Raw genomic sequence first — 23,507 nt, 5'->3', positions numbered from 1 at the left:
GGGTGACGGTATCCATCTCTGCCACCGCCTGCGCAATCTGACTGATGCCGCGACTTTGCTCGTCAGACGCCGATGCGATCTCATGAATGATTTGCGTGACATGACGGACGGAGCCGACGATTTCTTCCATGGTGTCACCCGCTTTGCCAACCAGCACAGAGCCGTTATTGACGTTAATCACCGATTTACCAATCAGCCCTTCAATCTCTTTCGCCGCCTGCCCGCTGCGCTGCGCAAGGCTGCGGACTTCGCTGGCGACCACGGCAAAACCGCGGCCCTGCTCCCCTGCCCGCGCCGCTTCAACCGCAGCGTTCAGCGCCAGAATATTGGTCTGGAAAGCGATGCTGTTGATGACCGTGGTAATTTCGGAAATCTGCTTCGAACTGACAGTAATCTCTTTCATCACGCCCACGACATCGGCCACCAGTTTACCGCCCCGCGCTGCCGTATTGGCCGCATCGGAGGCCAGCTGACTGGCCTGCGCGGCATTGTCGGCGTTCTGTTTCACCGTTGAGGTCAGTTGTTCCATGCTGGCCGCTGTTTGCCCCAGCGCTGCCGCCTGCTCTTCGGTACGGGCTGACAGATCGATATTACCTGCGGCTATTTCGCCCGAAGCGCGGGTCACCTGCGTTACGCCTTCGCGAATGTCACCGATGATGCCGTGCAGGTTCTGGTTCATGGTTTCAATGGCGCGGCTCAGTTGCCCCACTTCGTCAAAACTGTGGCTGGTGGCATGGGTAGAAAGATCACCGGCAGCGATACGTTCTGCGGTTTGCAGCGTGCGGCGCAGAGGAAGTGTCAGCTGACGGGTCATGCGCCACGAAATCAACACACCGGCAACCACGGTCGCCACAATGATCACCAGCATTTCAGAAATGGTGCGCGTCACTTCGTTATGCAGATTGTTCATCTCATGATCGAGCAACGTGTTAGACGCAGAGGTCAGGGCCAGCCCGGCTTCAGCCAATTGTGCGGTGATTTTTTCCGCATCGCTGCCTGCCGGAGGATTCAGCGTGTGCTGCCAGCTTTCACGATAACGGCGGATATTTTCCGGCATGGTTTCCACCAGACGCTGGTCTTGCGGATCCCAGGAGTACGCCTCAACATCAGCCTGACGGGCTTCCAGTTTATCCAGCGCCTGGCGGTTTTCTTCAACAAATTTGGGGTCTTTGCTGGCCATATATGAAAGCCGGGTAAATTTGGCATCGCTCAGCAAATCGTTAACGGTCTTAAGCAAGGACGCTTTTTCAGCGCGTTGATTGATGCTGGTCAGATGGTAGACACCGGACACAGCGATAAAGGATCCCAGAAGCAACACCAGCGCAAATCCTGCACCGAGCTTGCTGGCAATTGTGGCATGGCGAACCCGGCCAGCGATCCCTGAAAGTACATTCATTTTCTTCTCCCTGATAACCAAAAGGACTGACTCTGAAGTGGCAACGCCACCGAAGAATGAGTGAATAACGGGAGAGTTATCGACCAGCAATGTTCAACATTTATAGAAACATTAAAATATTTCTTATCAATAGCACGTATAGCACAGGAAATAAAAAATCCCCTTATTACAGGGGCTTGATCATTATTTCAGAGCGGTATTATTGATCAGTTAAAAATAAATCATTAGGTAAACTAACCAGTAAACAGCCGTGATTAATTAATTTCCAGAATGCTTACCCACATCGGGCCTTTACCCACTGCGTAGGTTTTCAACGTCGTCAGCTGACCGTTTTGCGGATCAATTTTCGCCACTTCAATCGCATCCGATTTCTGCCCTGCGGTGATCACATACTGGCCGGAGTGATCAATATTGAAACCACGCGGCTGTGTCTGGGTGGCGTGATGCCCGGCCAGCTCAAGCACGCTGCCATCTTCTGAGACGGTCAGCACAGAAATCAGGCTGGCAGTACGGTCTGAGGCATACAGGAATTTGCCGTCCGGCGTGATGTGCAAATCGGCCGCCCAGCAGGTACCGGTGAAATCAGCGGGCATAATCCCCAGTGTCTGCACCTGACGGTATTCGCCGCTGGTGACGTCTTTCTGGTACACATCCACGCTGCTGTTCAGCTCATTTACACAGTAGGCAAAATGATGATTCGGGTGGAATGCCATATGACGCGGGCCCGCACCCGCTGCGGTTTTCAGCTCCGGCGCGTTATGCGGCGTCGCTTCGCCGTTCACACTGAAGTCAAACTGGCGGATACGGTCTTCTTTCAGCGCCGGGATCATCAGCACCTGATTGGTCGGGTCAATATTGGCTGAGTGCGGAGCCTGGATGTTTTCCAGCACCTGCACCGGGGCCAGCGCGAGGCCTTTTTCATCCAGCGGATGAATGCTGACATTGTTAAAACTGTAGGACGCGGAGAACACAAAACGCCCCTGAAGGTCTATACCCAGATGCGTCGGACTGCCCGGCAGAGGTGCCATCGCGGCTTCTTCCAGTTTACCTTCATGGTCGATGCGGTAGGTCAGCACGCCGAACTCAGGACGTACGCCGACGTAAAGACGATGACCATCGGGATGAATCACCATCGGCTGAACCTGTCCCGGAACGTCCACCGTTTGCAGCAGGCTCAGTTCACCATTGTCTGCCAGACGAAAAGCGTGGATTTGCTGGCTCTCAGGGCTGGCAATGTAGACAACTTGCTTCATCACATCTCCTTATTAAGACTGAATGAGTCGTTATGTTTTTTACAGCGTAGCTCAGGTTAGCACGATACGACGGCACCTTTAGTGCCGGATACCCGGTTTAATTAGCAGGCTAAAAAAGGTAATATGGCGATAATTTCCCCTTATTCCCCCTCACTTACGATGGACTGCTCATGACTTATCGCATTATTGCCCTCGATCTCGACGGGACGCTGCTGGACCGCCAAAAACGTATCCTTCCAGAATCCCTTGCCGCACTGGCCGATGCCCGTGCACAGGGAATCAAAGTGGTTGTCGTGACCGGACGCCATCATGTCGCTATCCATCCGTTTTATCAGGCATTGCAGCTCGATACACCTGCTATCTGCTGCAACGGCACCTATTTGTATGATTATCAGGCACGTAAGGTCTTAACTTCTGATCCGCTGGATCCGGTCAAAGCAAAAAAAGTGGTCGACTTGCTGGAATATCACGGCATCCACGGTCTGTTGTATGTCGATGACGCCATGCTGTATCAGCAACCGAGCGGCCACGTCAGCCGGTCCATTGCCTGGGGACAAACCCTGCCGGAGCATCAGCGTCCGAACATTATTCAGGTGAACAGTCTTCGCGAAGCCGCTGATGATGCGCAGTCGATCTGGAAATTCGCCACCTCACATCAGGATCTCGATGCCCTGCATACGTTTGCCTCGCAGGTTGAAAACGAGCTGGGTCTGGCCTGCGAATGGTCATGGCATGATCAGGTAGATGTGGCGAAAGGAGGCAACAGCAAAGGTCGCCGTTTGCAGGAATGGGTCGAATCGCAGGGTATGAGCATGCAGGATGTGGTGGCGTTCGGTGATAACTACAACGACCTGAGCATGCTGGAAAATGTCGGTCTGGGCGTGGCGATGGGCAATGCCGCAGATGCTATCAAAGAACGTGCCGCACTGGTGATTGGCGATCACGAAACACCCGGCATTGCTGAGGTTATCCGCAATAAAGTCCTGAACTAACCTTTAACGACGCACCTTCCTCTTTCGCAGAGGAAGGTGTTTTTTTTGCAGGATAATCAGTCGCTTTTCAGCGTCTTATTTCTGACCGGCCGCACGGCGCGGGTAATTAATTGCTGATTTTCGTCGAAGTACCGGCTGGGCCAGATCACCGACGGATGGATATCCAGAGCCTGAGCAATGATCAGTTCCCCTTTCGGCCACGGACGCGCCAGCGCATTGGCCAGTGTGGATGAGCCTAAACCGGCTTGACGCGAGACCGCCGCCAGTGAGGATTTTTTCTTACGTAATGCAGCAATGATATCTGCCGGATGCCAGTCATTTTCCATTTTTATCCCTCTTCCTTATGTTGTTTGTTCAACTATCTGAATTGTGAATTACACTGACATATAACAATGTCCAGTAACTCTAAACAACAATAATGTTAAGTGATGCTAAACATAACGTCAATACAGTTTCTATGGTTATTGATAATGATCCCACATCGACTGAAATCCGCACGGACAAAAGCCAGACTTACGCAGGAAAAATTGGGTGTTTTAGCCGGAATAGATGAGAGCACTGCGCGTTCGCGGGTGTCGCAATATGAAAACGGCACGTACAGCCCGAACTTCGACACCATGTGTCATTTCGCCCGGGTGCTTAACGTGCCGGAATGCTATTTCTATATTATTGATGACGCGTTTGCCGAAGAGGTTCTGGTGCTTTACGCCGCCTTTAACCCGTCAAAAAAGTAAGACGCAATACGATTAACGACTGACCGACACACTTTTGATCTGCGCATACAACCACTGGCCTGCGCGGATCATCAGTTCGTCCCTCGCCCACGGCGAGATCCGCGCCCAGATGATGTGATCGGCCATCGCCAGTTTGACCTCCACCTGATTCCCCAGATCCAGACATTCGAGCACTTTCGCTGGCAGAATATTGCGGATACTGCTGTTGTTAGCCGTCGGTTGCAGCACCAGCGAAACGTCCGTGGAATTCACGCGAATGCGCAACGCCGTGCCGGGCGCCTCTTCGACTTTACTGATCCATAAACGCTGATCGCCAATCGCCAGTGCGGTCATTTCATAGCGCGGATGATGTTCCAGTACGCTGACATTCAGCACGCTGCTTTGCTCTTCTTTCGGCAGCCACGGCCGCATCACATTGCTCGCCCACACGTCTTCCAGCGTGCCCATCGCCAGCACTTTACCGCCGTCGAGCACCAGCACTTTTTCCGCCAGACGTAAAATCTCATCGAGGCTGTGCGTCACATACAAAATCGGAATGCTGACTTCCTGCGCCAGACGCTCCAGGTAAGGCATCAGTTCGCGTTTACGCGGGATATCGAGCGCGGCCAGCGGCTCATCCATCAGTAAAATTTCCGGTGCTGTCAGCAGCGCACGACCAATTGCCACCCGCTGTTTCTCGCCACCTGAAAGCGTGAGCGGGAAGCGATCCAGCAAGGGGGTGATACCGAGCAACCGCACGATGTTATCGAACTGTCCGCGCATCGACGGCGCCATGCCGTATTGCAGATTACCTTTCACGCGGTAATGCGGGAACAGTCGCGCATCCTGAAAAACATAACCGACGCGGCGTTTTTCTGGCGGCAGGAAAATGTTGTTTTGCTTATCCGATAAGATGCGGCCGTTCAAGGTAATGCGGCCACTATCAGGTTGGGTCAGGCCGCCGATCGCATTAATCAGCGAGGTTTTTCCCGCGCCTGACAAACCAAAAATGGCCGTTATCCCCTGCGCCGGTAAGGTCTGCGACACCTGTAATTCCAGGCTGCCCAGCGTCTGGCTGAAATCGAGTTCAAGCATGTCAGCCTCCCAGCCGGATACGGCTGCGTTTTGCCAGCCAGTCAGAAATCAGCAATGCCGCCAGAGACAGCAGGATTGCCAGCACGCAAAGCCGTGCGGCAGCGCCTTCCGCGCCCGGCGTTTCAATCAGGGTATACATCGCCAGCGGAATGGTGCGGGTCTCACCCGGAATATTCGAGACGAAGGTGATCGTTGCACCAAACTCGCCCAGCGAACGGGCAAATGCCAGCACCACGCCGGCAATGACGCCTGGCACGGAAAGCGGCAGTGTGATGGTGAAAAAGACCCGCCACGGCGAAGCACCGAGCGTGCGGGCGGCGAGTTCAAGTTTGGGGTCAACCGCCTCCAGCGACTGGCGTATCGCCCGCACCATCAGCGGAAATGCCACCACCGCCGAGGCCAGCACTGCACCATGCCAGCTAAAACTGAAGCTGAAACCAAACCATTCGTACAGACGCTGGCCGATAAAGCCGCGTCGCCCCATTACCACCAGCAGCAAATAGCCAATCACCACCGGCGGTAATACCAGCGGCAAATGAATAATACTGTCGAGCAGGGACTTGCCGGGAAAGCGGCCGCGGGCGAGGACCCACGCCATCAGAATACCAAGCGGCAGACTGCAAACAACGGCCAGGCTCGATACTTTCAGACTAAGAAGTACCGCCTGCCACTCATATTCACTCAACATCATGTCGGTTTCTTAATCCTGAATTTATGTGTCGCAGAGATAAAATATCGGCAAAAATTTCGCAGGCTTTAATTTACGTCAAAGTATAGAGAATCACACACGGGGAAAGAAACCGGGATGGACAGATAAAGCCTGCGCTGCGCAGGCTTTATCTGTTTTCAGCAACAGCGATGAACTTAGCCGCGAGGCGTGAAACCGTATTTTTTGAAGATTGCAGCCGCTGCCGGGGTTTTCAGATAATCATAAAAACCGCTGACGGTGGCATTTTCGTGCCCTTTCACCATCGCCATCGGATACTCAACCGGCTTATGGCTGGAGGCAGGGAAAATACCGATCACTTTCACTTTTTTACTGGCGACGGCGTCAGAACCATAAACTATGCCCACTGGCGCTTCTTCGCGTTCAACCAGCGCCATGGCCGCACGGACGTCGCTGGCGCGCGCCAGTTTAGGTTCCAGCGTGGTCCAGGCCCCCAGTTTTTGCAGCGCTTCTTTGGCATAAATCCCGGCCGGGACATGATCAGGGTCACCCACCGCCAGGCGGCTGTCGCCCGTCAGTTTGGTCCATTCGGTTTTCTCAGAGATGTCGACTTTGTTGATTTTGCTGTTAGCCGCAGAAATCAGCACCAGTTCGTTGCCCAGCAACGTGTAACGGGTGTTATCGACCATCTGCTGCTTGCTGATGGCATAATCCATCCATTGCTGATCGGCAGAAATAAACAAATCTGCCGGCGCGCCCTGTTCAATCTGGCGGGCCAGTGTCGAAGATGAGGCGAAGGATGAGACCACCTGCACGCCTTTTTCTTTCTGGTATTGGGTGGCGATATCCTGCAAAGCATTGGTGAGTGATGCAGCGGCAAACACCGTGATTTTCTCTGCTGCCTGCGCCTGAACGCCAAGCCCTGCGACCAGAATGGTTGCGGTGAATACTTTACCCCATTGATATGTCATCGTTTTCCTTCGCCTTTATGAAGAGATATTTCGCTATGTAATCTTTAATATAGCGCGACGAAAAACGATGTCATTCATTTTTATGAGTCAGGGGGAGATAACCTATGTTTTTTTGATCTGAACTATAAAAAGAAAACCCGGAAAAAAGAAAACCCGGCGCAAGGGCCGGGTTCCGGAAACAAACAGTCTCATTAATCAGTAATGAGGTTTCTCACGGGATTCTTTAGAGTGGCCCACGTGGGAGATGATGTTGAATACTTCGCCCAGCCCCCAGATCAAGCCCAGGATCACAGCGATGAAGACCGGCACCATGATGGCAGCGAAAATCAAACTTTCTAATAGTTCTAACATGATAGCCTCACTTAACTGGCTGAATCGCCCTGAGGCGATGTTGGACTTCGTACATGAAGTCAAAAAACGAAAAATCAAACTGTTGCGGATAATAACAGCACGGGACGGTAATTACTTTAGCATTTAGCCAACTTGCCTGCCTGCAGGTTTAGCGGCGACAATAAGCCATGATTCTAACAAGGAAGCTGCGATGCAAGCCGAAATTCTCTTAACCCTTAAACTTCAGCAACGTTTGTTTGCCGATCCGCGCCGTATTGAATTACTGCGGCAGGTGCGCCACACCGGTTCAATCAGTCAGGGGGCTAAGCTCGCGAACATCAGTTACAAAAGCGCCTGGGATGCCATCAATGAAATGAATCAGCTTGCCGATCAGACGCTGGTCGATCGCAGCACCGGCGGGAAAGGCGGTGGCGGCGCAGTGCTGACACCTTACGGCGAGCGCCTGATCCAGCTTTATGAATTACTGGCGCAAATCCAGCAAAAAGCCTTCGACGTGCTAAAAGAAGATTCGCTCCCTCTCGACAGTTTGCTGGCGGCCATTTCACGTTTCTCCCTGCAAACCAGCGCGCGCAACCAGTTCTTCGGCAACGTAATTGAACGCGATAACAGCACCGTTCAGCAGCATATTGATGTCCTGCTGGCTGACGGCAAAACAAAAATCCGCGCCGCGATCACTGAACAAAGCGCAGACCGTCTGGCGTTAACGCCCGGCAAGGAAGTGCTGGTGCTGATCAAAGCGCCCTGGATCACCCTTGGCTTCACCGCAGAAAATCCGCATAACGCCTTGCAGAGCAGTGTCACCCACATCCAGCGCGGTGAAAACAGCAGCGAAGTGCTGATGAAACTGCAAAGCAGTGAAATTCTGTGTGCGACGGTACCGAATGCCGAAGCCGATAAACTGGCTCTGAAAAACGGTCAGAGCGTTTACGCGCAGTTTGATGACGACAAAGTGATCCTGGCCACCCTGTGCTAAAAGCAGTATTTAATCAGTATCTTGCAAAATCAGCGTTTTCATTTTGCAGATTTGTCAATTGACTTGCGAAGGTGCAGCGCTTATCCCTTGTTTTATAATCATTTGAAAATGAGAGATTAAGATGTCGTCGTTACATATCTCGCAAGGCGTTTTCCGTCTCAGTGATACCCGGACCCTCACACTTTCTGATCTGAATATCCAGCAGGCCGACAGCTGGGCGTTTGTCGGCTCAAATGGCAGTGGAAAATCCGCACTGGCACGAGCGCTGGCAGGCGATTTAACCCTGCTGAAAGGTACCCGGGAAAACAATTTTCCGCATATTGTGCGTCTCTCATTCGAGCAGTTGCAGAAGCTGGTGGCCGATGAATGGCAGCGTAACAACACCGACTTACTGAGCGAAGGTGAAGACGATACCGGCCGCACCACCGCTGAAATTATTCAGGATGAAGTGCGCGACCCTGCCCGCTGTGCTGCCCTTGCCGCGCAGTTTGGTATTGAGAAATTGCTCGACCGCCGCTTCAAATATTTATCCACCGGCGAAACGCGCAAGACTCTGCTGTGCCAGGTGCTGATGCAAAAACCCGATTTGCTGGTGCTGGATGAGCCGTTCGATGGCCTCGACGTCAACGCCCGGGCACAACTGGCACAGTTGCTGGAAACCTTGTCCGGGGAAGGTCAGACGATGGTGCTGGTGCTTAACCGCTTTGACGACATTCCTGCATTTGTGAAAAATGTCGGCGTGCTGGCTGACTGCACGCTGGCCTCGGTGGGTGCGCGCGAACAGGTGATGGCTGATGCGCTGGTCGCTCAACTGGCACACAGCGAAAGCCTGAACGGCATGGCTGTGCCGGAAGCAGAAGATCCGACAGCCCGCGTCAGTCCGCCTGCCGACAGCCCCTTGATCGTACTGCGTGACGGCGTGGTGCAGTACAACGACAAGCCGATCCTGCACAATCTGAGCTGGCAGGTCGATCACGGTCAGCACTGGCAGATCACCGGCCAGAACGGTGCCGGGAAATCCACCTTACTGAGCCTTATCACCGGCGATCACGCACAGGGCTACAGCAATGATCTGACGCTGTTCGGTCGCCGGCGCGGCAGCGGTGAAACCATCTGGGACATCAAACGCCATATCGGCTACGTCAGCAGCAGTCTGCATCTGGATTATCGCGTCAGCACCAGCGTGCGCAATGTCATTACTTCCGGTTTCTTCGATTCGATCGGCATTTATCAGGCGGTATCTGACCGGCAGAGATTGCTCACCTCGCAATGGCTGACACTGCTCGGACTGGACGGCGATGCCGGTGATAGCCCGTTCCACAGTTTATCCTGGGGACAACAGCGGCTGGCGCTCATCGCCCGCGCACTGGTCAAGCATCCGGCGCTGTTAATTCTGGATGAACCTTTGCAGGGTCTGGATCCGATCAACCGCCAGCTGGTGCGCCGTTTTGTCGATATTCTGATCGGTGAAGGCGAAACCCAGTTGCTGTTTGTTTCGCATCATGCGGAAGATGCGCCGGAATGTATTACTCACCGGCTGAGCTTTATTCCTGATGGCGAAATCTACCGTTATCAGATTGACGCGCTGTAACGTTATTTTGCTTCGCCTTTGCGGGAATCATCAGCGCGGTCACGACACCAGCCAGCGCCAGTGCCGCCAGCAATGAAAATCCGTTTTCAATCCCCTGCTGGCCGGGGTTATTTCTCAGTAGCAGAATGAGCAGTGCCAGTATCACTATGGTACTGCTCACCCGAACCCAACCTCCCAGCAGGATTGCATAATGGTATTCGTCCCCGGTGAGCAGATCCCTTTCTGCCGCGGCGGCGTGGCGAACCATACCCGCCCCGAATCCGGTCAGTAACATCCCCGGCAGCAGCACCGGCCAGAACGAGGGTGTCATCGCCATCCCTTCCAGTCCGCCCGCCACAATCATAAACCCCCACAGCAAGATGCGGGCAGATGTCATTCCCCGCCCGAGCTTTTCGCTGAGCGCTTTGCCCGGCAGCATTATCAGCAATAAGGGAACGAAGCTGAGAATAATGCCCGGTACACCCAATCCGTAAAGCTGATACATCGCCACCGCCAGCATGAACCACGTGGCATAAGTGACTGCCGTGACGAAAATACGCGTCCAGAGGCTTATCTGTAACAGCAACGACGACCGCAGATGACGTGGCATTAGCGGTTCGGGGTGATAACGTTCGCTGATGATAAACAGTACAAAAAAGAGTGCGGCAGCCCCCGCCAGCGAGTGGGACAGCGGTGTGTCCAGACCGTAAAAGGCGACGCTCAGCAGTGTCAGCGTCAGGTTCAGCACAAACAGCGTGCCCAGCGCAGAAGCCAGCAACGGCATGGGTAATTTTTTAGCGTTCATAGCAAGTTCCTTTATCAACATTCATCGGCTCAATAGATGAATATGTTTCATCTTCATCGTGTTGATAAAAGAGCTTACACCGCCTATTTTAGCTAACTCAAAGTCATAGATTTCAGCAATGGATGAAAATAGCTCATCATGAAGAAGATCCGTTTACCGCCGCTGGGTTCGCTCAAAGCGTTTGATGTCGTGGCGCAGCAAAGGAGTTTCAAACGCGCGGCAGAAGATATCGGCGTGACGGCCACCGCCATCAGCCATCAGATCCGTGTGCTTGAAGAAGCACTGGGCACGGCGGTGTTTGAGCGCAGCGCCCGTGAGGTCAGGCTAACCGCTGCGGGGAAAATTCTGCGCCACGCCACCCGGCAGGCATTTGCCGGATTACAGGCAGCCGTCGAAGAAATCCATCACGCCGGGTTGCCTGCGGCACTGACACTGACCACCACGTCCAATTTCCTGACGCACTGGCTGGTGCCACGGCTGGCGGACTTAAAAGCCGCAGCGCCCGAAATGGATTTACGCCTGCACACCGGCATCGAACTGGTGGATTTAACCCGTAATACCGTGGATGTGGCGATCCGTTACAGTGAATCCGCCAATGAAAGCCTCGATTCAACGTTGCTATATCACGACACTTTTGTGCTGGTTGCCAGTCCTGCACTGGCGCTCAAAACGATGGAAGATCTGAAAGAGGTGACGTTGTTTCATGTGGAAAACCGTCATATTCCCCATCCTTCTCCCGACTGGGAAAACTGGAAAAAACACGTTGGTCCCGCGCAATTAAATACCGACAGCGGCCTGCGCTTTACAGATGAAACCCATGCCATTCAGGCGGCAATTGCCGGTCAGGGCGTGGCGATTGTCAGCAGTTTGCTGGCCCATGACTTCATTGAAAAAGGCATTCTGACCACGCCATTCCCTCAATATCTTCCCGGCGCAAACTATTATCTGGTGACCGCAAAAGAGAAAGCACTGCGCGAGGACATCGTGACGCTCCGCCGCTGGTTACTGGACAAAATGTCGGCATTTCCCCGGCTGGAGTCTGAAAATGAGCACGGAAAACTGATTCAGACAAAGCATAAATGTTAGTGTAAGCGATTACACAACCCATCCTTTCTGGATTGCTGCCGGCTGCAGAAGGCTTTCTGCATGGCACGCAGCACCTGTTGAGTCATGTTGAAAGGTGGTAAACTGTTTGTGTAAGCGATTCCATTTTATTGGGGATGGATCACCTTTTTCAGCCTTGCAGCGTGATATCGTTGCATCAAGATAATCATCGGGGAGCTCTTATGTACGTCTTAGTCACAGGTGGTAGCGGTTACATCGGTAGTCATACTTGCGTGCAACTGATTGATGCAGGCTTTACGCCAATCATTCTTGATAACCTTCATAACAGCAAAGTCAGCGTACTGGAACGCATCCACAGCCTGACCGGCAAAACGCCGCTGTTCTACGAAGGTGATATTCGCGACCGCGCGCTTCTCGATAAAATTTTCAGTGAGCACCCTGTTCATTCCGTCATTCATTTCGCTGGCTGGAAAGCCGTGGGTGAATCGGTGGCAAAACCGCTGGCTTATTATGACAACAACGTCACCGGCACGCTGGTGCTGGTTGAAGCCATGCGTGAAGCTGGCGTTAAAAACCTGATTTTCAGCTCTTCAGCGACCGTGTATGGCGATCAGCCAAAAACGCCTTACGTTGAAGATTTCCCGACCGGCAATCCGTCCAGCCCGTACGGCCGCAGCAAACTGATGGTCGAGCAAATTCTGCAGGATGTGCAGCGTGCAGAACCTGAATGGAGCATTACGCTGCTGCGTTACTTCAACCCGGTCGGCGCACATCCGTCTGGCCTGATGGGTGAAGATCCCCAGGGCGTGCCAAATAACCTGATGCCATTTATCGCGCAGGTAGCGGTAGGCCGTCGTGAGTCCGTGGCGATTTTCGGCAACGATTATCCGACCCCGGACGGCACCGGCGTGCGTGATTATATCCATGTGGTGGATCTTGCCGACGGCCATCTGGCGGCAATGAAAACCCTGCACAACAAAGCGGGCGTACATATTTATAACCTGGGCGCGGGCTTCGGCCACAGCGTGCTGGATGTGGTAAATGCCTTCAGCAAAGCCTGCGGCAAGCCCGTGAATTACAAGTTTGCACCGCGCCGTGAGGGCGACTTACCGGCTTACTGGGCGGATCCGACCAAAGCGGCGAAAGAGCTGAACTGGAAAGTCACCCGAACGCTTGAAGACATGGCCAACGATACCTGGCTATGGCAGTCGAAAAACCCGCAAGGCTACCCGGACTAAGGTGCACTAAGGAAAGTTTATGACCACGTTTAACCCGATTGATCACCCGCATCGCCGCTACAACCCGCTGACCGATCAGTGGGTGTTAGTCAGCCCGCACCGCGCAAAACGTCCGTGGCAAGGCCAGCAGGAAGCCGTTTCGCAGGAAACGCTGCCTGCGCATGACCCGGACTGTTTCCTGTGTCCGGGCAACACCCGTGTGACTGGCGATGTGAATCCGAAATACACCGGCACGTTTGTGTTTACCAATGATTATGCCGCGCTGATGCCGGATACCCCTTTTGCGCCGGAAAGCGACGATCCACTGATGCGCGTTCAGAGCGCACGCGGCACCAGCCGGGTGATCTGTTTCTCGCCGGATCACAGCAAAACGCTGCCACAACTGTCGGTTGAAGCCCTGACAGAGATCGTCAGAACCTGGCAGGAGCAAAGCGCGGATCTGGCAAAAACCTATCCATGGGTGCAGGTTTTCGAGAACAAAGGCGCGGCGATGGGATGCTCCAACCCGCATCCGCACGGTCAGATCTGGGCCAACAGCTTCCTGCCTAACGAAGCCGAACGCGAAGATCGCCTGCAACGCACCTATCTTGAACAGCAAGGTTCGCCGATGCTGCTGGATTACGTGCAGCGCGAACTGGCCGACGGCAGCCGTACGGTGGTCGAAACCGAACACTGGCTGGCGGTGGTGCCTTACTGGGCGGCGTGGCCGTTCGAAACCTTGCTGTTGCCGAAAGTTCACGTCAAACGCATTACCGAACTGAGCGATGCACAACGCGGTGATCTGGCGCTGGCGCTGAAAAAGCTGACCAGCCGTTATGACAACCTGTTCCAGTGCTCTTTCCCGTATTCGATGGGCTGGCATGGCGCGCCATTTACCGAAGACGACAACGAACACTGGCAGTTGCACGCACATTTCTATCCGCCGTTGCTGCGTTCAGCCACGGTGCGCAAATTTATGGTCGGCTACGAAATGCTGGCTGAGACCCAACGCGACCTGACAGCGGAACAAGCCGCCGAGCGTCTGCGGGCGGTGAGTGATGTCCATTATCGTGAGGCCGGAGAAAAATAATGAAACTGAAGACCAAAACCCTGGAAATCTTTGCCGATAAATTCGGCTACCCTGCCACCATTACCATCAAAGCACCGGGCCGTGTAAATCTGATCGGCGAACATACCGATTACAACGACGGTTTCGTGCTGCCATGCGCCATCGATTATGAAACAGTGATTGCCTGTGCACAGCGTAATGACCGCACCATCCGCGTGATCGCCGCCGATTTCGATAACGACGAAGACAGCTTCTCGCTCGACGAGCCTATTTTGCACAGCGATGCGCACCCGTGGGCCAACTACGTGCGTGGCGTGGTGAAGCATCTGATGCTGCGTAACAAAGATTTCTCCGGCGCGGACATGGTGATCAGCGGCAATGTGCCACAGGGTGCAGGCCTGAGTTCATCCGCATCGCTGGAAGTGGCGGTCGGTCAGGCGCTGAAATCATTGTACGATCTGCCGCTGGACGGCGTTGCGCTGGCACTGAACGGTCAGGAAGCGGAGAACCAGTTTGTCGGCTGTAACTGCGGCATTATGGATCAGCTTATTTCTGCGCTGGGCAAAGAAAATCATTCACTGCTGATCGACTGTCGCTCGCTGGAAACCCGTGCAGTGTCCATGCCGAAAAACGCCGCGGTGGTCATTATCAACTCCAACGTGAAACGCGGTCTGGTGGACAGCGAATACAATGCCCGTCGCGAACAGTGCGAAGTGGCGGCACGCTTCTTTGGCGTAAAAGCGCTGCGTGACGTTGACCCTGCCCTGTTCTTCTCCATTCAGGATGAGCTGGATCCGGTCGTTGCCCGCCGTGCACGTCACGTCATCACAGAAAATGACCGTACGCTGGCAGCAGCTGACGCGCTGGCCAGTGGCGACCTGAAACGTATGGGCGAACTGATGGCAGAATCTCACGCCTCAATGCGTGATGATTTTGAAATCACCGTGCCGCAAATCGATAAGCTGGTGGAAATCGTTAAAGAAGTGATTGGCGATAAAGGCGGCGTGCGCATGACCGGCGGCGGCTTTGGCGGTTGCATCGTGGCGCTGGTGCCGGAAGACATAGTGGAGAAAGTCCGTCATGCCGTTGAACAGCAATATCACGCGCACAGCGGTCTGAAAGAAACCTTCTACGTTTGCACAGCTTCCCAAGGAGCAGGCATATGTTAAAACCTGAAAACACGCAACTGGCGCCCGATGGCCAGCCGTTTGAACAGGTTACGCTACAGAATGCGGCAGGTGCCACCGCCACATTCATGGACTGGGGCGCGACCTGGTTATCCTTTACCCTGCCGCTGACAGATGGCTCCACGCGTGAACTGCTGCTGGGCTGCCAGTCGCCGCAGGAATACATGAACCAGAGCGCGTATTTGGGCGCGACCGTCGGACGTTATGCCAACCGTATCGCCCGTTCGCAGTTTGATATCGACGGCAAACCGCATCTGGTGGTCGCCAATCAGGGCGTGCATCAGCTTCACGGCGGGCCGGAAGGTTTCCATGCGCGTCGCTGGACTATTCTCGAACAGACCGCGCAGAAGCTGACGTTCCAGCTATTTTCGGCCGACGGCGATCAGGGTTATCCGGGCAACATGACGGCGAAAGTGTATTACCAGCTGACTGACGATAACCGTCTGGAAATCCGTTACGAAGCGACGGTTGATAAGCTGTGCCCGGTCAATCTGACCAATCATGCCTATTTCAATCTCGACGGCGAAGGCACCGATGCGCGCCAGCACAAGCTGCAACTGTTTGCGGACCGTTTCCTGCCGGTCGACAGCGATGGCATTCCTTGTGCGGATCCGACCCCGGTTGAAAACACCGGCATGAATTTCAACGCAGCCAAAACGCTGGCGAAAGATTTCCTCACCGACCGCGACCAGCAACGCGTGAAAGGCTATGACCACGCCTATCTGCTCAACCGCACCTGCAACAGCGGCAGCAATCCGGCAGCGCATTTGTGGTCTGCCGACGGCAAAGTCAAAATGACAATGTTTACGTCTGCGCCCGCCGTGCAACTCTACAGCGGTAATTTCCTGGGCGGAACACCGAACCGCAGCGGCGGTGAATACGCCAGTTACAGCGGTGTCGCGCTGGAAAGCGAATTTCTGCCGGACAGCCCGAATCACGCCACCTGGCCGCAACCGAGCTGCTGGGTCAAACCGGGTCAGACTTATAAGTCCTCGACGACGTATCAGTTCTTCGCGTTGTAATTCGTTCAGGACAGGGCTTCCAGGCTCTGTCCTTTTCCCAAACTTCTTCGAATTTGTGACTGACTGCGCATCTGCTTCCGCACTTTCTCAGCTAAACATCTAAACTCAGAGGGTGTCCTGCATAAAAGGACGTTTATTAAGGAGTTTTGATATGCGTTTACCTGTTGTGCTATCCCTGCTGGCAACGCTGTGCGCGGCGGGTTCCGCTCTGGCGGCGGACCCGGTGAAAGTCCCTTCTCCTGCTCAGACTGAGCAACGCCAAAAAATGACCGATTGTAATCAGCAGGCCACTACGCAGTCCCTGAAAGGGGATGAACGTAAAAAATTCATGAGCAATTGTCTGAAAGCAGAGGCTAAAACTGACGATAAAATGAATCCTCAGCAGATGAAAATGAAAACCTGTAATGCCGATGCCGCGAAGCAAAATCTGAAAGGCGATGCGCGTAAATCCTTCATGAGTACCTGCCTGAAAAAAGCCAGCTGATCACGCTGACCTGCTTGTACAAAACGCGCTGTCAGGGTGACCTTCTGCGCGTTTTGTTTTACATCGTCGCAGCAAATTCGTTATGTTTAATACAAACAGCGTCCCGCAAAGATTTCCTGAGGAAGTTTCAGATTGCTGAGTGGGATGCCCAGACCCTATAATGATAACTGTTATCATTGAAAATTGAGTTAACTGAGGAGTTTAGCTATGGCTGTAACCAAGCTGGTGCTGGTAAGACACGGTGAGAGTGAGTGGAACAAAGAAAACCGCTTTACCGGTTGGCATGATGTTGAACTGTCCGATAAGGGCCGCACCGAAGCAAAAGCTGCTGGTCAGCTGCTGAAAGACGAAGGCTTCCAATTCGATTTTGCATACACCTCTGTGCTGAAACGTGCCATCCACACACTGTGGAGCGTTTTGGACGAACTGAACCAGCCATGGCTGCCAGTTGAGAAATCCTGGAAACTGAACGAACGTCATTACGGTGCGTTGCAGGGTCTGGATAAAGCAGAAACTGCACAGAAATACGGTGACGAGCAAGTTAAACAATGGCGTCGTGGTTTTGCTGTGACGCCACCAGAACTGGATCGCGCTGACGAACGTTTCCCTGGCCACGACCCACGTTACGCTAAACTGACTGCGGCAGAACTGCCAACGACAGAAAGCCTGGCGCTGACCATCGAACGCGTCATCCCTTACTGGACTGAAGTGATCAAACCACGCATCGCCAGCGGCGAGCGCGTCATCATCGCGGCACACGGTAATTCCCTGCGCGCACTGGTTAAATATCTCGACGACCTGAGCGAAGAAGAAATTCTGGAACTGAACATCCCTACCGGTGTTCCACTGGTTTACGAGTTTGACGAAAACTACAAACCAATCAAACGTTACTATCTGGGTAATGCCGACGAAATCGCAGCGAAAGCAGCGGCCGTGGCAAACCAGGGTAAAGCGAAGTAATTTTGCGTTTTCTGCATTAAGCAGAGCGATTAGAACAGGCACGCGCAAGCGTGCCTTTTTTGTATCTGAACCTAAGGAGAAACTGATGCCAGTCAGACTCGCGTCACCCGATGAAGCAGAAACGCTGTGGGAAATACGGAATCAGGCTATCCGCCACGGGTGTAAAAACATCTACGATACGCAGATTGTGATGGCGTGGACGCCCGAACTGATGCCTGCCGGATATCGCAAAGCTATTGCGGAGAATCCTTTTTTTGTCGCACAGGTGCACGGGCTGGAGACACCGGCGGCAACAGGTTTTCTCGATCTGAAAAATGGCAGTGTTGAAGCGATTTTTACGTTGCCGGAATTCGAAGGCAAAGGTCTCGCCACGCAAATTCTTGCTGCCATAAAAGCGGAAGCCAAATCGCGGGGATTCACAGCACTTACGCTGGCTTCCACACCGAATGCTTTTGAATTTTATAAGAGGAACGGTTTCAGTCTGGTAAAAGAGAGTCTTTACCGCTCTGAGATGGCGAATGCTGATTTGCGTTGTATGGATATGCGCTGCGAACTGTAGGGCATATTCAGGCAAGAAAAAGCCCCGCGAAAACGGGGCTCAGAAAGGTATTCTCAGAAGATGAGATTAACCACGGCGCGCTTTGACAGCGTTAGCCAGGCTGCGCAGCAGCACTTCGGTATCTTCCCAGCCGATACAGGCATCGGTCACACTCTGACCATAAAGCAGAGGTTCACCGCTGTCGAGGCTCTGATTCCCTTCGACCAGATGACTTTCGACCATCACGCCCATCACCGCCTGTTCGCCACCCGCAATCTGACCACAAACGTCTTCACACACTTCCATCTGCTTTTTGAATTGCTTACTGCTGTTGGCGTGGCTGAAATCGATCATAATACGGGCTGGCAGTCCGCCTTTTTTCAGGCCTTCTTTCACTTCCTGCACATCCTGAGCGCTGTAGTTTGGCTTTTTGCCGCCGCGCAGAATGATATGGCAGTCGTTATTCCCGCTGGTGTTCACGATAGCGGAGTGACCCCATTTGGTGACAGACAGGAAGCAATGCGGCGCGCCAGCCGCGTTGATGGCGTCGATCGCCACTTTAATGGTACCGTCGGTGCCGTTTTTGAAACCAACCGGGCAAGATAAGCCGGAGGACAACTCACGGTGTACCTGAGATTCCGTGGTACGTGCGCCGATGGCACCCCAGCTCATCAAATCCGCCAGATATTGTGGCGTAATCATGTCCAGGAACTCGCCCGCCGCTGGCAGACCGCTGTCATTAATATCCAGTAACAGTTTGCGGGCAATGCGCAAACCGTCGTTAATCTGGTAGCTGTTATTCATGTGCGGATCATTAATGAGCCCTTTCCAGCCCACCGTAGTGCGCGGTTTTTCAAAATAAACACGCATCACCACTTCCAGCTCACCTTGCAGCTCTTCACGCATTTTCAGCAAACGGGCAGCGTATTCTTTCGCGGCTTTCGGATCGTTAATGGAGCACGGCCCGATGACGACAAGAAGGCGATCATCGTTTCCTTTCAGTATCTTATGAATGGCATTGCGAGCCTGAGAAACTGTTTTTGCCGCTTTGTCAGTGGCGGGAAATTTTTCGAGCAGGGCAACCGGAGGTAAAAGTTCTTTGATTTCTTTAATGCGTAAATCGTCGTTTTGATAATTCATAACTGTTCCATTCGGGTGTTCATAAGAGACAAAGCGAAACGCTGACCGCGTTCAATCTAGCCGTATTGAATGTCAGTGTAAACCTGCTTTTACACTTACGATTCGTCTCATTTTGATTTAGGACATAATTTATTTAGCTAGGCTTTTATCAGGCACATGAAAAACGACCATGGACCTTTAACGAAACAATGGAGATGAACATTATGAAAAAGCTCGCAATCATGTTACTGACCGCAACCATGGCGCTGACCACCGGCGCTGCTTATGCTGCCGGCGAATCCTCAGCCAGCGATAACAATGGCCAGGCAAATCAGTCCGGCTCGCCGGGTTCAATTCAGAAAATTGCGCCAAAAAGTGTGAGCAACGATCAGATCAACAATACCAGTAAACCTGTGAATGAAGTGAATACCAAAACGGATACCACTACGCATCACATGAGCAAAGACAAACAGCATAAGAAAACCATGTGCAAAGATGGCCGTTGTCCGAATCAGACCCCGGGCACAACACCGTCGAAAGAAACCGGTAACTAATCCCGTCACGGTTGCTCACACAGGAGGAACTTTGTTTCCTCCTTCTTCCTTAACTTCCCCTTCTTGCAACACGTTATGATTACGCTATTGTGATTGTCTCGGTTCATCATTTTTGTGAATATAATTATGTCTTTTTCCCTGTTACCACAGGACAAAAACAGTCGCCGTTTGTTGCTGGCTTTCCTCGTTACTGTGATTTTCATGGTGGCCGAAGTGATTGGCGGGCTGATCTCCGACTCTCTGGCGCTTCTGGCCGATGCAGGACACATGCTGACTGACGCCGCCGCGCTGCTTGTCGCATTGCTTGCCGTACGCTTTGCTAAACGTAAGCCGAATACCCGCCATACTTTTGGCTATTTGCGCCTGACGACCATGGCGGCCTTCGTCAATGCCGCTGCGCTGCTGGTGATTGTCGTTCTGATTGTCTGGGAAGCCATCGCGCGATTCTTTAATCCGCAGCCGGTGATGGGCACCACTATGCTGGTGATCGCCATCGCTGGCCTGTTTGCCAATATTCTGGCCTTCTGGCTGCTGCATCAGGGCCAGGAAAAAGCCAACATTAATGTGCGTGCCGCCGCGCTGCATGTTCTGGGTGATTTGCTGGGGTCAATTGGGGCGGTCGCTGCGGCGCTGATCATCATGTATACCGGCTGGACACCTGTGGACCCGATTTTATCAGTGCTGGTTTCCTGTCTGGTGTTAAACAATGCCTGGCGGTTGCTGCGGGAGAGTTTCCATGAGTTGCTGGAAGGCACACCGGAAGAGATCGATATCAATAAACTGCGCCGGGATTTATCGCTGAGTATCCCGGAGGTGCGCAACGTGCATCACGTTCACGTCTGGCAGATTGGTGAACAGCGTCTGATGACGGTGCATGTGCAGGTTGTTCCACCGCACGATCACGACGCGCTGCTTTACCGCATTCAGCACCATTTACTGGAAAAATGCCGCATCGGCCATGCCACGATACAGATGGAATATGGCCAGTGTGAAGCACCGGATTGTGAGATGAATGAAATTCCGGTGACCAGCGCCGGGCACGATCATCATGGTCATAGCCATGCACATCATCACCACTGATTCCTCAGGTCAGAACGAGAAAGCAAAACGCCTCCGTTATGGAGGCGTTTTTTATGGTCGCAAAATCAGGCCGGTTGCAAAGGCTGAGAACCGTTTTGCTTTGCACTTTTGATCCACAGCCACGAACCGTTCAGTGCAATCAGCGTCAGCAGCACGTATTCAAGCGCCATCGCATAAACGCCCTGATAAGCGAAAATCGCGACGCTGATGACATCAATGATGACCCACAGCAGCCAGTTCTCGACATATTTTCGGGTCATCAGCAGCATTGCCACAATCGACAACACCATCATTGACGAATCCCAGAACGGGAAGGCATCAGGTTGCAGTTCAGGCATCTGCACATTCAGCCCCAGCGCCTGCATCAGATTCACCGCCACTAGCGTCAGGGTGGCAAAAACGCGGTCAATGTTGAAGGTCATCAGCAGAATGCCTGCGATGCACACTACGCCCCATATCAGCGCTTTACCACGCGGCAACCAGCGGATCTGCAATTCAGCTTCCTGATCGGCTGTCTGACGACTCCAGGCATACCAGCCGTAGATATTCGCGGCAAAGAAGAAAATCTGCAGCAGCAGGCTGGCGTAAAGCTGGATCTGGAAAAAGATGATCGCAAACAATGTGACGTTGATCAGACCGAAAGGATAGTTGATCAGCTTTTCTTTGCTGGCGTACCAGATGCAGAGCAATCCAAAAAGGGTGCCTACAGCTTCAATCCACGACAGGTCATATCCGCCCTTTCCAAGCGGTATATGAACCAGAATATTGCTGGTACTGAAAAAATCCATCATCACATCCTTTTCCTTTTATTGTCAGTCACAAGACATTATCAGTCACAAAAAATGCTTACAGCGCTTTAGCCTGCGTCCGTAATCTAAGTTGGGCAGCAAAATCCAGCATGCGATTCAGGGGGATCAGTGATTTCACACGCAGCGCTTCGTCAACCTCGATAGCATGTTCCGTGCCGCCGTGTTCCAGACCTTCAGCAATGGCTTTAAGGCCATTCATCGCCATCCACGGACAATGCGCGCAGGTACGGCAACTTGCGCCCTCACCCGCCGTCGGCGCTTCAAACAATTCTTTGTCCGGGCACGCCTGCTGCATTTTGTAAAAAATGCCGCGGTCAGTGGCGACGATCAGTTGCTTCTGAGGCAACGTTTTTGCCGCCTGAATAAGCTGACTGGTAGAACCGACCGCATCAGCCATATCAACGATCGCCTGAGGAGACTCCGGATGCACCAGAACAGCGGCGTTCGGATACAAGCCTTTCATTCGGGTCAGGGCCTGTGTTTTAAACTCGTCATGGACGATACAGGCGCCCTGCCAGCACAAGACGTCTGCCCCCGTCTGCTTACGGACGTAATTTCCGAGGTGCCGGTCAGGTGCCCAGATTATTTTTTCACCCAGACTATCGAGATGTTCAATCAGCTCAACCGCAATGCTTGAGGTCACGACCCAGTCGGCTCTGGCTTTTACTGCTGCTGAGGTATTAGCGTAGACCACAACGGTGCGGTCGGGGTGCTGGTCGCAAAAATCTGAGAAAGCCTGCCCCGGGCAACCCAGATCCAAAGAACATTCAGCGTTGAGGGTTGGCATCAGCACGGTTTTTTCCGGGCTGAGGATTTTGGCCGTTTCTCCCATGAAGCGCACACCCGCGACAAGCAGGGTCGAAGCAGGATGCTGGCTGCCAAAACGCGCCATCTCTAAAGAATCCGCGACAATACCACCGGTTTCTTCAGCGAGCGCCTGAATTTCAGGATCGGTGTAATAATGCGCCACCATCACGGCATCACGTTCCTGCAGCAGTTTTCTGATCTTCTCTTTATAGAAGGTCTTTTCATCTGCAGTCAGCACGGCGGGTTTCGGAGGGAAAGGATAAACCGTCGCATTCAGATCCAATGTTTCGCTCATACTCGTTATCTCATTCAGTCAGGCAACTTGCCCGGATAGCCATAAGCCACAACAGATCCCACCCGGGAATCCTTAGTTTTGTATGCTAAACAAAATACCGCAAAAAGCAGGTAAAGTCGTCCAAATAATAGACGCAGGGCTTAAAATGTTTACTGGACTTAAAAGAGTCTCGAACAAGACGCGCAACGGGGGAACAAAAAGCGAAGACTTAAGAAAAAATGAGGTCTTTTGGGACTCACATGCGAAAAAAGCGCCAAAAGGCGCTTTTCTCTGAATTTTGCAATTTAGATGGTTTCACTAAAAAAGTGGTGGGCCGTGCTGGATTGACTCGGTTTCACCTCGCCCTGCGGGCAACGCTGCGCGTTGTCGTCTCGCTTCGCTCGGCTCGAACTTGTGGTTCTCATCCTGCACTGCTTCACTACATTTTCCACTTTGAAAGTGGTGGGCCGTGCTGGATTCGAACCAGCGACCAATTGATTAAAAGTCAACTGCTCTACCAACTGAGCTAACGGCCC

The 23,507-nt window shown here is 53.0% G+C and carries 24 protein-coding genes, 1 tRNA gene, 1 other RNA gene and 1 pseudogene; 14 read left to right on the top strand and 13 right to left on the bottom strand.

Annotation, left to right across the window (positions count from 1 at the left end):
* Positions 1–13: 13 nt before the first annotated feature.
* Positions 14–1,396: pseudogene (locus EX31_RS23645) on the bottom strand (methyl-accepting chemotaxis protein); the annotation flags it as partial.
* Positions 1,397–1,650: 254 nt separating this feature from the next.
* Entirely contained in the window at positions 1,651–2,649 is a 999-nt protein-coding gene (gene pgl / locus EX31_RS23640; protein WP_013576398.1) for a 6-phosphogluconolactonase, read from the bottom strand.
* A 170-nt stretch (positions 2,650–2,819) separates the two neighbouring features.
* Here pgl and EX31_RS23635 point away from each other — a divergent pair, with 170 nt between their 5' ends.
* Positions 2,820–3,641, top strand: coding sequence for a pyridoxal phosphatase (locus tag EX31_RS23635; RefSeq protein ID WP_013576399.1), 822 nt, complete (start codon positions 2,820–2,822; stop codon positions 3,639–3,641).
* A 56-nt stretch (positions 3,642–3,697) separates the two neighbouring features.
* Here EX31_RS23635 and EX31_RS23630 read toward each other — a convergent pair whose 3' ends face one another.
* Positions 3,698–3,967 (bottom strand): helix-turn-helix domain-containing protein, encoded by a 270-nt coding sequence (locus EX31_RS23630; protein WP_015690238.1) that lies wholly within the window; start codon positions 3,965–3,967, stop codon positions 3,698–3,700.
* Positions 3,968–4,111: 144 nt separating this feature from the next.
* On the opposite strand from EX31_RS23630, the gene EX31_RS23625 reads away from it, so the two are divergent.
* Positions 4,112–4,375: a helix-turn-helix transcriptional regulator gene (locus EX31_RS23625; RefSeq protein ID WP_037037138.1), complete on the top strand. Its 264-nt coding sequence runs from the start codon at positions 4,112–4,114 to the stop codon at positions 4,373–4,375.
* 12 nt (positions 4,376–4,387) lie between these two features.
* On the opposite strand, the gene modC is transcribed toward EX31_RS23625, so the two are convergent.
* From modC to EX31_RS25660, 4 genes are all read right to left on the bottom strand, one after another.
* Positions 4,388–5,449: a molybdenum ABC transporter ATP-binding protein ModC gene (gene modC, locus EX31_RS23620; protein ID WP_015690239.1), complete on the bottom strand. Its 1,062-nt coding sequence runs from the start codon at positions 5,447–5,449 to the stop codon at positions 4,388–4,390.
* Between the two features lies 1 nt (position 5,450).
* The gene (modB, locus tag EX31_RS23615; protein WP_013576403.1) at positions 5,451–6,140 is read right to left on the bottom strand and encodes a molybdate ABC transporter permease subunit; all 690 of its coding nucleotides are present in this window, start codon (positions 6,138–6,140) and stop codon (positions 5,451–5,453) included.
* A 173-nt stretch (positions 6,141–6,313) separates the two neighbouring features.
* A complete protein-coding gene (gene modA / locus EX31_RS23610; protein WP_013576404.1) occupies positions 6,314–7,087 on the bottom strand; it encodes a molybdate ABC transporter substrate-binding protein in 774 nt (257 codons plus the stop codon).
* A 195-nt stretch (positions 7,088–7,282) separates the two neighbouring features.
* Complete coding sequence (locus EX31_RS25660; RefSeq protein WP_013576405.1) at positions 7,283–7,438, bottom strand: AcrZ family multidrug efflux pump-associated protein; 156 nt, start codon at positions 7,436–7,438, stop codon at positions 7,283–7,285.
* Positions 7,439–7,628: 190 nt separating this feature from the next.
* Here EX31_RS25660 and modE point away from each other — a divergent pair, with 190 nt between their 5' ends.
* Positions 7,629–8,411, top strand: a complete 783-nt coding sequence (modE, locus tag EX31_RS23600; protein ID WP_037037133.1) for a molybdenum-dependent transcriptional regulator — start codon at positions 7,629–7,631, stop codon at positions 8,409–8,411.
* Between the two features lie 121 nt (positions 8,412–8,532).
* Positions 8,533–10,002 carry a molybdate ABC transporter ATP-binding protein ModF gene (modF, locus tag EX31_RS23595; protein WP_037037131.1) on the top strand — a complete coding sequence of 490 codons (1,470 nt, stop codon included), beginning with the start codon at positions 8,533–8,535 and terminating at the stop codon, positions 10,000–10,002.
* Here modF and EX31_RS23590 read toward each other — a convergent pair.
* Positions 9,956–10,786 carry an MFS transporter gene (locus tag EX31_RS23590; protein WP_037037129.1) on the bottom strand — a complete coding sequence of 277 codons (831 nt, stop codon included), beginning with the start codon at positions 10,784–10,786 and terminating at the stop codon, positions 9,956–9,958. The genes modF and EX31_RS23590 overlap by 47 nt on opposite strands.
* Positions 10,787–10,924: 138 nt before the next feature.
* Between EX31_RS23590 and EX31_RS23585 the strand changes: the two genes are divergently transcribed.
* The 8 genes from EX31_RS23585 to EX31_RS23550 all read left to right on the top strand — a co-directional run bounded on the left by EX31_RS23585 (position 10,925) and on the right by EX31_RS23550 (position 18,349).
* Positions 10,925–11,872 (top strand): LysR substrate-binding domain-containing protein, encoded by a 948-nt coding sequence (locus tag EX31_RS23585; protein WP_037037127.1) that lies wholly within the window; start codon positions 10,925–10,927, stop codon positions 11,870–11,872.
* Positions 11,873–12,072: 200 nt separating this feature from the next.
* Positions 12,073–13,089 carry a UDP-glucose 4-epimerase GalE gene (gene galE, locus EX31_RS23580; RefSeq protein ID WP_013576410.1) on the top strand — a complete coding sequence of 339 codons (1,017 nt, stop codon included), beginning with the start codon at positions 12,073–12,075 and terminating at the stop codon, positions 13,087–13,089.
* Between the two features lie 19 nt (positions 13,090–13,108).
* Positions 13,109–14,158 carry a galactose-1-phosphate uridylyltransferase gene (galT, locus tag EX31_RS23575; RefSeq protein WP_013576411.1) on the top strand — a complete coding sequence of 350 codons (1,050 nt, stop codon included), beginning with the start codon at positions 13,109–13,111 and terminating at the stop codon, positions 14,156–14,158.
* The gene (gene galK / locus EX31_RS23570; protein ID WP_037037125.1) at positions 14,158–15,306 is read left to right on the top strand and encodes a galactokinase; all 1,149 of its coding nucleotides are present in this window, start codon (positions 14,158–14,160) and stop codon (positions 15,304–15,306) included. Before galT ends, galK begins: the two co-directional genes overlap by 1 nt.
* Positions 15,300–16,346 carry a galactose-1-epimerase gene (galM, locus tag EX31_RS23565; RefSeq protein WP_037037123.1) on the top strand — a complete coding sequence of 349 codons (1,047 nt, stop codon included), beginning with the start codon at positions 15,300–15,302 and terminating at the stop codon, positions 16,344–16,346. Before galK ends, galM begins: the two co-directional genes overlap by 7 nt.
* Positions 16,347–16,497: 151 nt before the next feature.
* Positions 16,498–16,830, top strand: coding sequence for a PsiF family protein (locus tag EX31_RS23560; protein ID WP_037037122.1), 333 nt, complete (start codon positions 16,498–16,500; stop codon positions 16,828–16,830).
* A gap of 207 nt (positions 16,831–17,037) precedes the next feature.
* Entirely contained in the window at positions 17,038–17,790 is a 753-nt protein-coding gene (gene gpmA, locus EX31_RS23555) for a 2,3-diphosphoglycerate-dependent phosphoglycerate mutase (RefSeq protein ID WP_013576415.1), read from the top strand.
* 85 nt (positions 17,791–17,875) lie between these two features.
* Positions 17,876–18,349 carry a GNAT family N-acetyltransferase gene (locus EX31_RS23550; protein WP_037037121.1) on the top strand — a complete coding sequence of 158 codons (474 nt, stop codon included), beginning with the start codon at positions 17,876–17,878 and terminating at the stop codon, positions 18,347–18,349.
* A 66-nt stretch (positions 18,350–18,415) separates the two neighbouring features.
* Here EX31_RS23550 and aroG read toward each other — a convergent pair whose 3' ends face one another.
* Positions 18,416–19,468 (bottom strand): 3-deoxy-7-phosphoheptulonate synthase AroG, encoded by a 1,053-nt coding sequence (aroG, locus tag EX31_RS23545; protein WP_013576420.1) that lies wholly within the window; start codon positions 19,466–19,468, stop codon positions 18,416–18,418.
* A 203-nt stretch (positions 19,469–19,671) separates the two neighbouring features.
* On the opposite strand from aroG, the gene EX31_RS23540 reads away from it, so the two are divergent.
* Complete coding sequence (locus EX31_RS23540) at positions 19,672–20,001, top strand: protein YbgS (protein ID WP_013576421.1); 330 nt, start codon at positions 19,672–19,674, stop codon at positions 19,999–20,001.
* Positions 20,002–20,127: 126 nt separating this feature from the next.
* Positions 20,128–21,081 (top strand): CDF family zinc transporter ZitB, encoded by a 954-nt coding sequence (gene zitB / locus EX31_RS23535; protein ID WP_037037119.1) that lies wholly within the window; start codon positions 20,128–20,130, stop codon positions 21,079–21,081.
* Between the two features lie 65 nt (positions 21,082–21,146).
* Here the strand turns inward: zitB and pnuC are convergent, their stop codons facing one another.
* The 4 genes from pnuC to EX31_RS23515 form a co-directional block, all read right to left on the bottom strand.
* Complete coding sequence (gene pnuC / locus EX31_RS23530) at positions 21,147–21,869, bottom strand: nicotinamide riboside transporter PnuC (RefSeq protein ID WP_037037501.1); 723 nt, start codon at positions 21,867–21,869, stop codon at positions 21,147–21,149.
* A gap of 58 nt (positions 21,870–21,927) precedes the next feature.
* On the bottom strand, positions 21,928–22,992 hold the full coding sequence (nadA, locus tag EX31_RS23525; protein ID WP_037037116.1) for a quinolinate synthase NadA: 1,065 nt from the start codon (positions 22,990–22,992) through the stop codon (positions 21,928–21,930).
* A gap of 306 nt (positions 22,993–23,298) precedes the next feature.
* A non-coding RNA gene (locus EX31_RS25655) (RtT sRNA) lies at positions 23,299–23,417 on the bottom strand.
* A 14-nt stretch (positions 23,418–23,431) separates the two neighbouring features.
* A tRNA-Lys gene (locus EX31_RS23515) sits at positions 23,432–23,507 on the bottom strand.

Origin of the sequence: Rahnella sp. WP5, assembly GCF_000745615.1 — a bacterium.
Classification (GTDB): Bacteria; Pseudomonadota; Gammaproteobacteria; order Enterobacterales; family Enterobacteriaceae; genus Rahnella; species Rahnella aceris.
Note: the sequence above shows the minus strand (reverse complement) of the source record. Positions and strands in the feature narration are given on the sequence as shown.

Bases quoted from the DNA above. Each gene is read 5' to 3' on its own strand.
- nadA (WP_037037116.1), bottom strand. From the start codon at position 22,992: ATGAGCGAAACATTGGATCTGAATGCGACGGTTTATCCTTTCCCTCCG.
- EX31_RS23625 (WP_037037138.1), top strand. From the start codon at position 4,112: ATGATCCCACATCGACTGAAATCCGCACGGACAAAAGCCAGACTTACG.
- aroG (WP_013576420.1), bottom strand. From the start codon at position 19,468: ATGAATTATCAAAACGACGATTTACGCATTAAAGAAATCAAAGAACTT.
- EX31_RS23585 (WP_037037127.1), top strand. From the start codon at position 10,925: ATGAAGAAGATCCGTTTACCGCCGCTGGGTTCGCTCAAAGCGTTTGAT.
- zitB (WP_037037119.1), top strand. From the start codon at position 20,128: ATGTCTTTTTCCCTGTTACCACAGGACAAAAACAGTCGCCGTTTGTTG.
- modB (WP_013576403.1), bottom strand. From the start codon at position 6,140: ATGATGTTGAGTGAATATGAGTGGCAGGCGGTACTTCTTAGTCTGAAA.
- pgl (WP_013576398.1), bottom strand. From the start codon at position 2,649: ATGAAGCAAGTTGTCTACATTGCCAGCCCTGAGAGCCAGCAAATCCAC.
- EX31_RS23550 (WP_037037121.1), top strand. From the start codon at position 17,876: ATGCCAGTCAGACTCGCGTCACCCGATGAAGCAGAAACGCTGTGGGAA.
- modE (WP_037037133.1), top strand. From the start codon at position 7,629: ATGCAAGCCGAAATTCTCTTAACCCTTAAACTTCAGCAACGTTTGTTT.
- gpmA (WP_013576415.1), top strand. From the start codon at position 17,038: ATGGCTGTAACCAAGCTGGTGCTGGTAAGACACGGTGAGAGTGAGTGG.
- galK (WP_037037125.1), top strand. From the start codon at position 14,158: ATGAAACTGAAGACCAAAACCCTGGAAATCTTTGCCGATAAATTCGGC.
- galM (WP_037037123.1), top strand. From the start codon at position 15,300: ATGTTAAAACCTGAAAACACGCAACTGGCGCCCGATGGCCAGCCGTTT.
- pnuC (WP_037037501.1), bottom strand. From the start codon at position 21,869: ATGGATTTTTTCAGTACCAGCAATATTCTGGTTCATATACCGCTTGGA.
- EX31_RS23635 (WP_013576399.1), top strand. From the start codon at position 2,820: ATGACTTATCGCATTATTGCCCTCGATCTCGACGGGACGCTGCTGGAC.
- galE (WP_013576410.1), top strand. From the start codon at position 12,073: ATGTACGTCTTAGTCACAGGTGGTAGCGGTTACATCGGTAGTCATACT.
- EX31_RS23540 (WP_013576421.1), top strand. From the start codon at position 19,672: ATGAAAAAGCTCGCAATCATGTTACTGACCGCAACCATGGCGCTGACC.
- EX31_RS23630 (WP_015690238.1), bottom strand. From the start codon at position 3,967: ATGGAAAATGACTGGCATCCGGCAGATATCATTGCTGCATTACGTAAG.
- modC (WP_015690239.1), bottom strand. From the start codon at position 5,449: ATGCTTGAACTCGATTTCAGCCAGACGCTGGGCAGCCTGGAATTACAG.
- EX31_RS23590 (WP_037037129.1), bottom strand. From the start codon at position 10,786: ATGAACGCTAAAAAATTACCCATGCCGTTGCTGGCTTCTGCGCTGGGC.
- EX31_RS25660 (WP_013576405.1), bottom strand. From the start codon at position 7,438: ATGTTAGAACTATTAGAAAGTTTGATTTTCGCTGCCATCATGGTGCCG.
- modA (WP_013576404.1), bottom strand. From the start codon at position 7,087: ATGACATATCAATGGGGTAAAGTATTCACCGCAACCATTCTGGTCGCA.
- EX31_RS23560 (WP_037037122.1), top strand. From the start codon at position 16,498: ATGCGTTTACCTGTTGTGCTATCCCTGCTGGCAACGCTGTGCGCGGCG.
- modF (WP_037037131.1), top strand. From the start codon at position 8,533: ATGTCGTCGTTACATATCTCGCAAGGCGTTTTCCGTCTCAGTGATACC.
- galT (WP_013576411.1), top strand. From the start codon at position 13,109: ATGACCACGTTTAACCCGATTGATCACCCGCATCGCCGCTACAACCCG.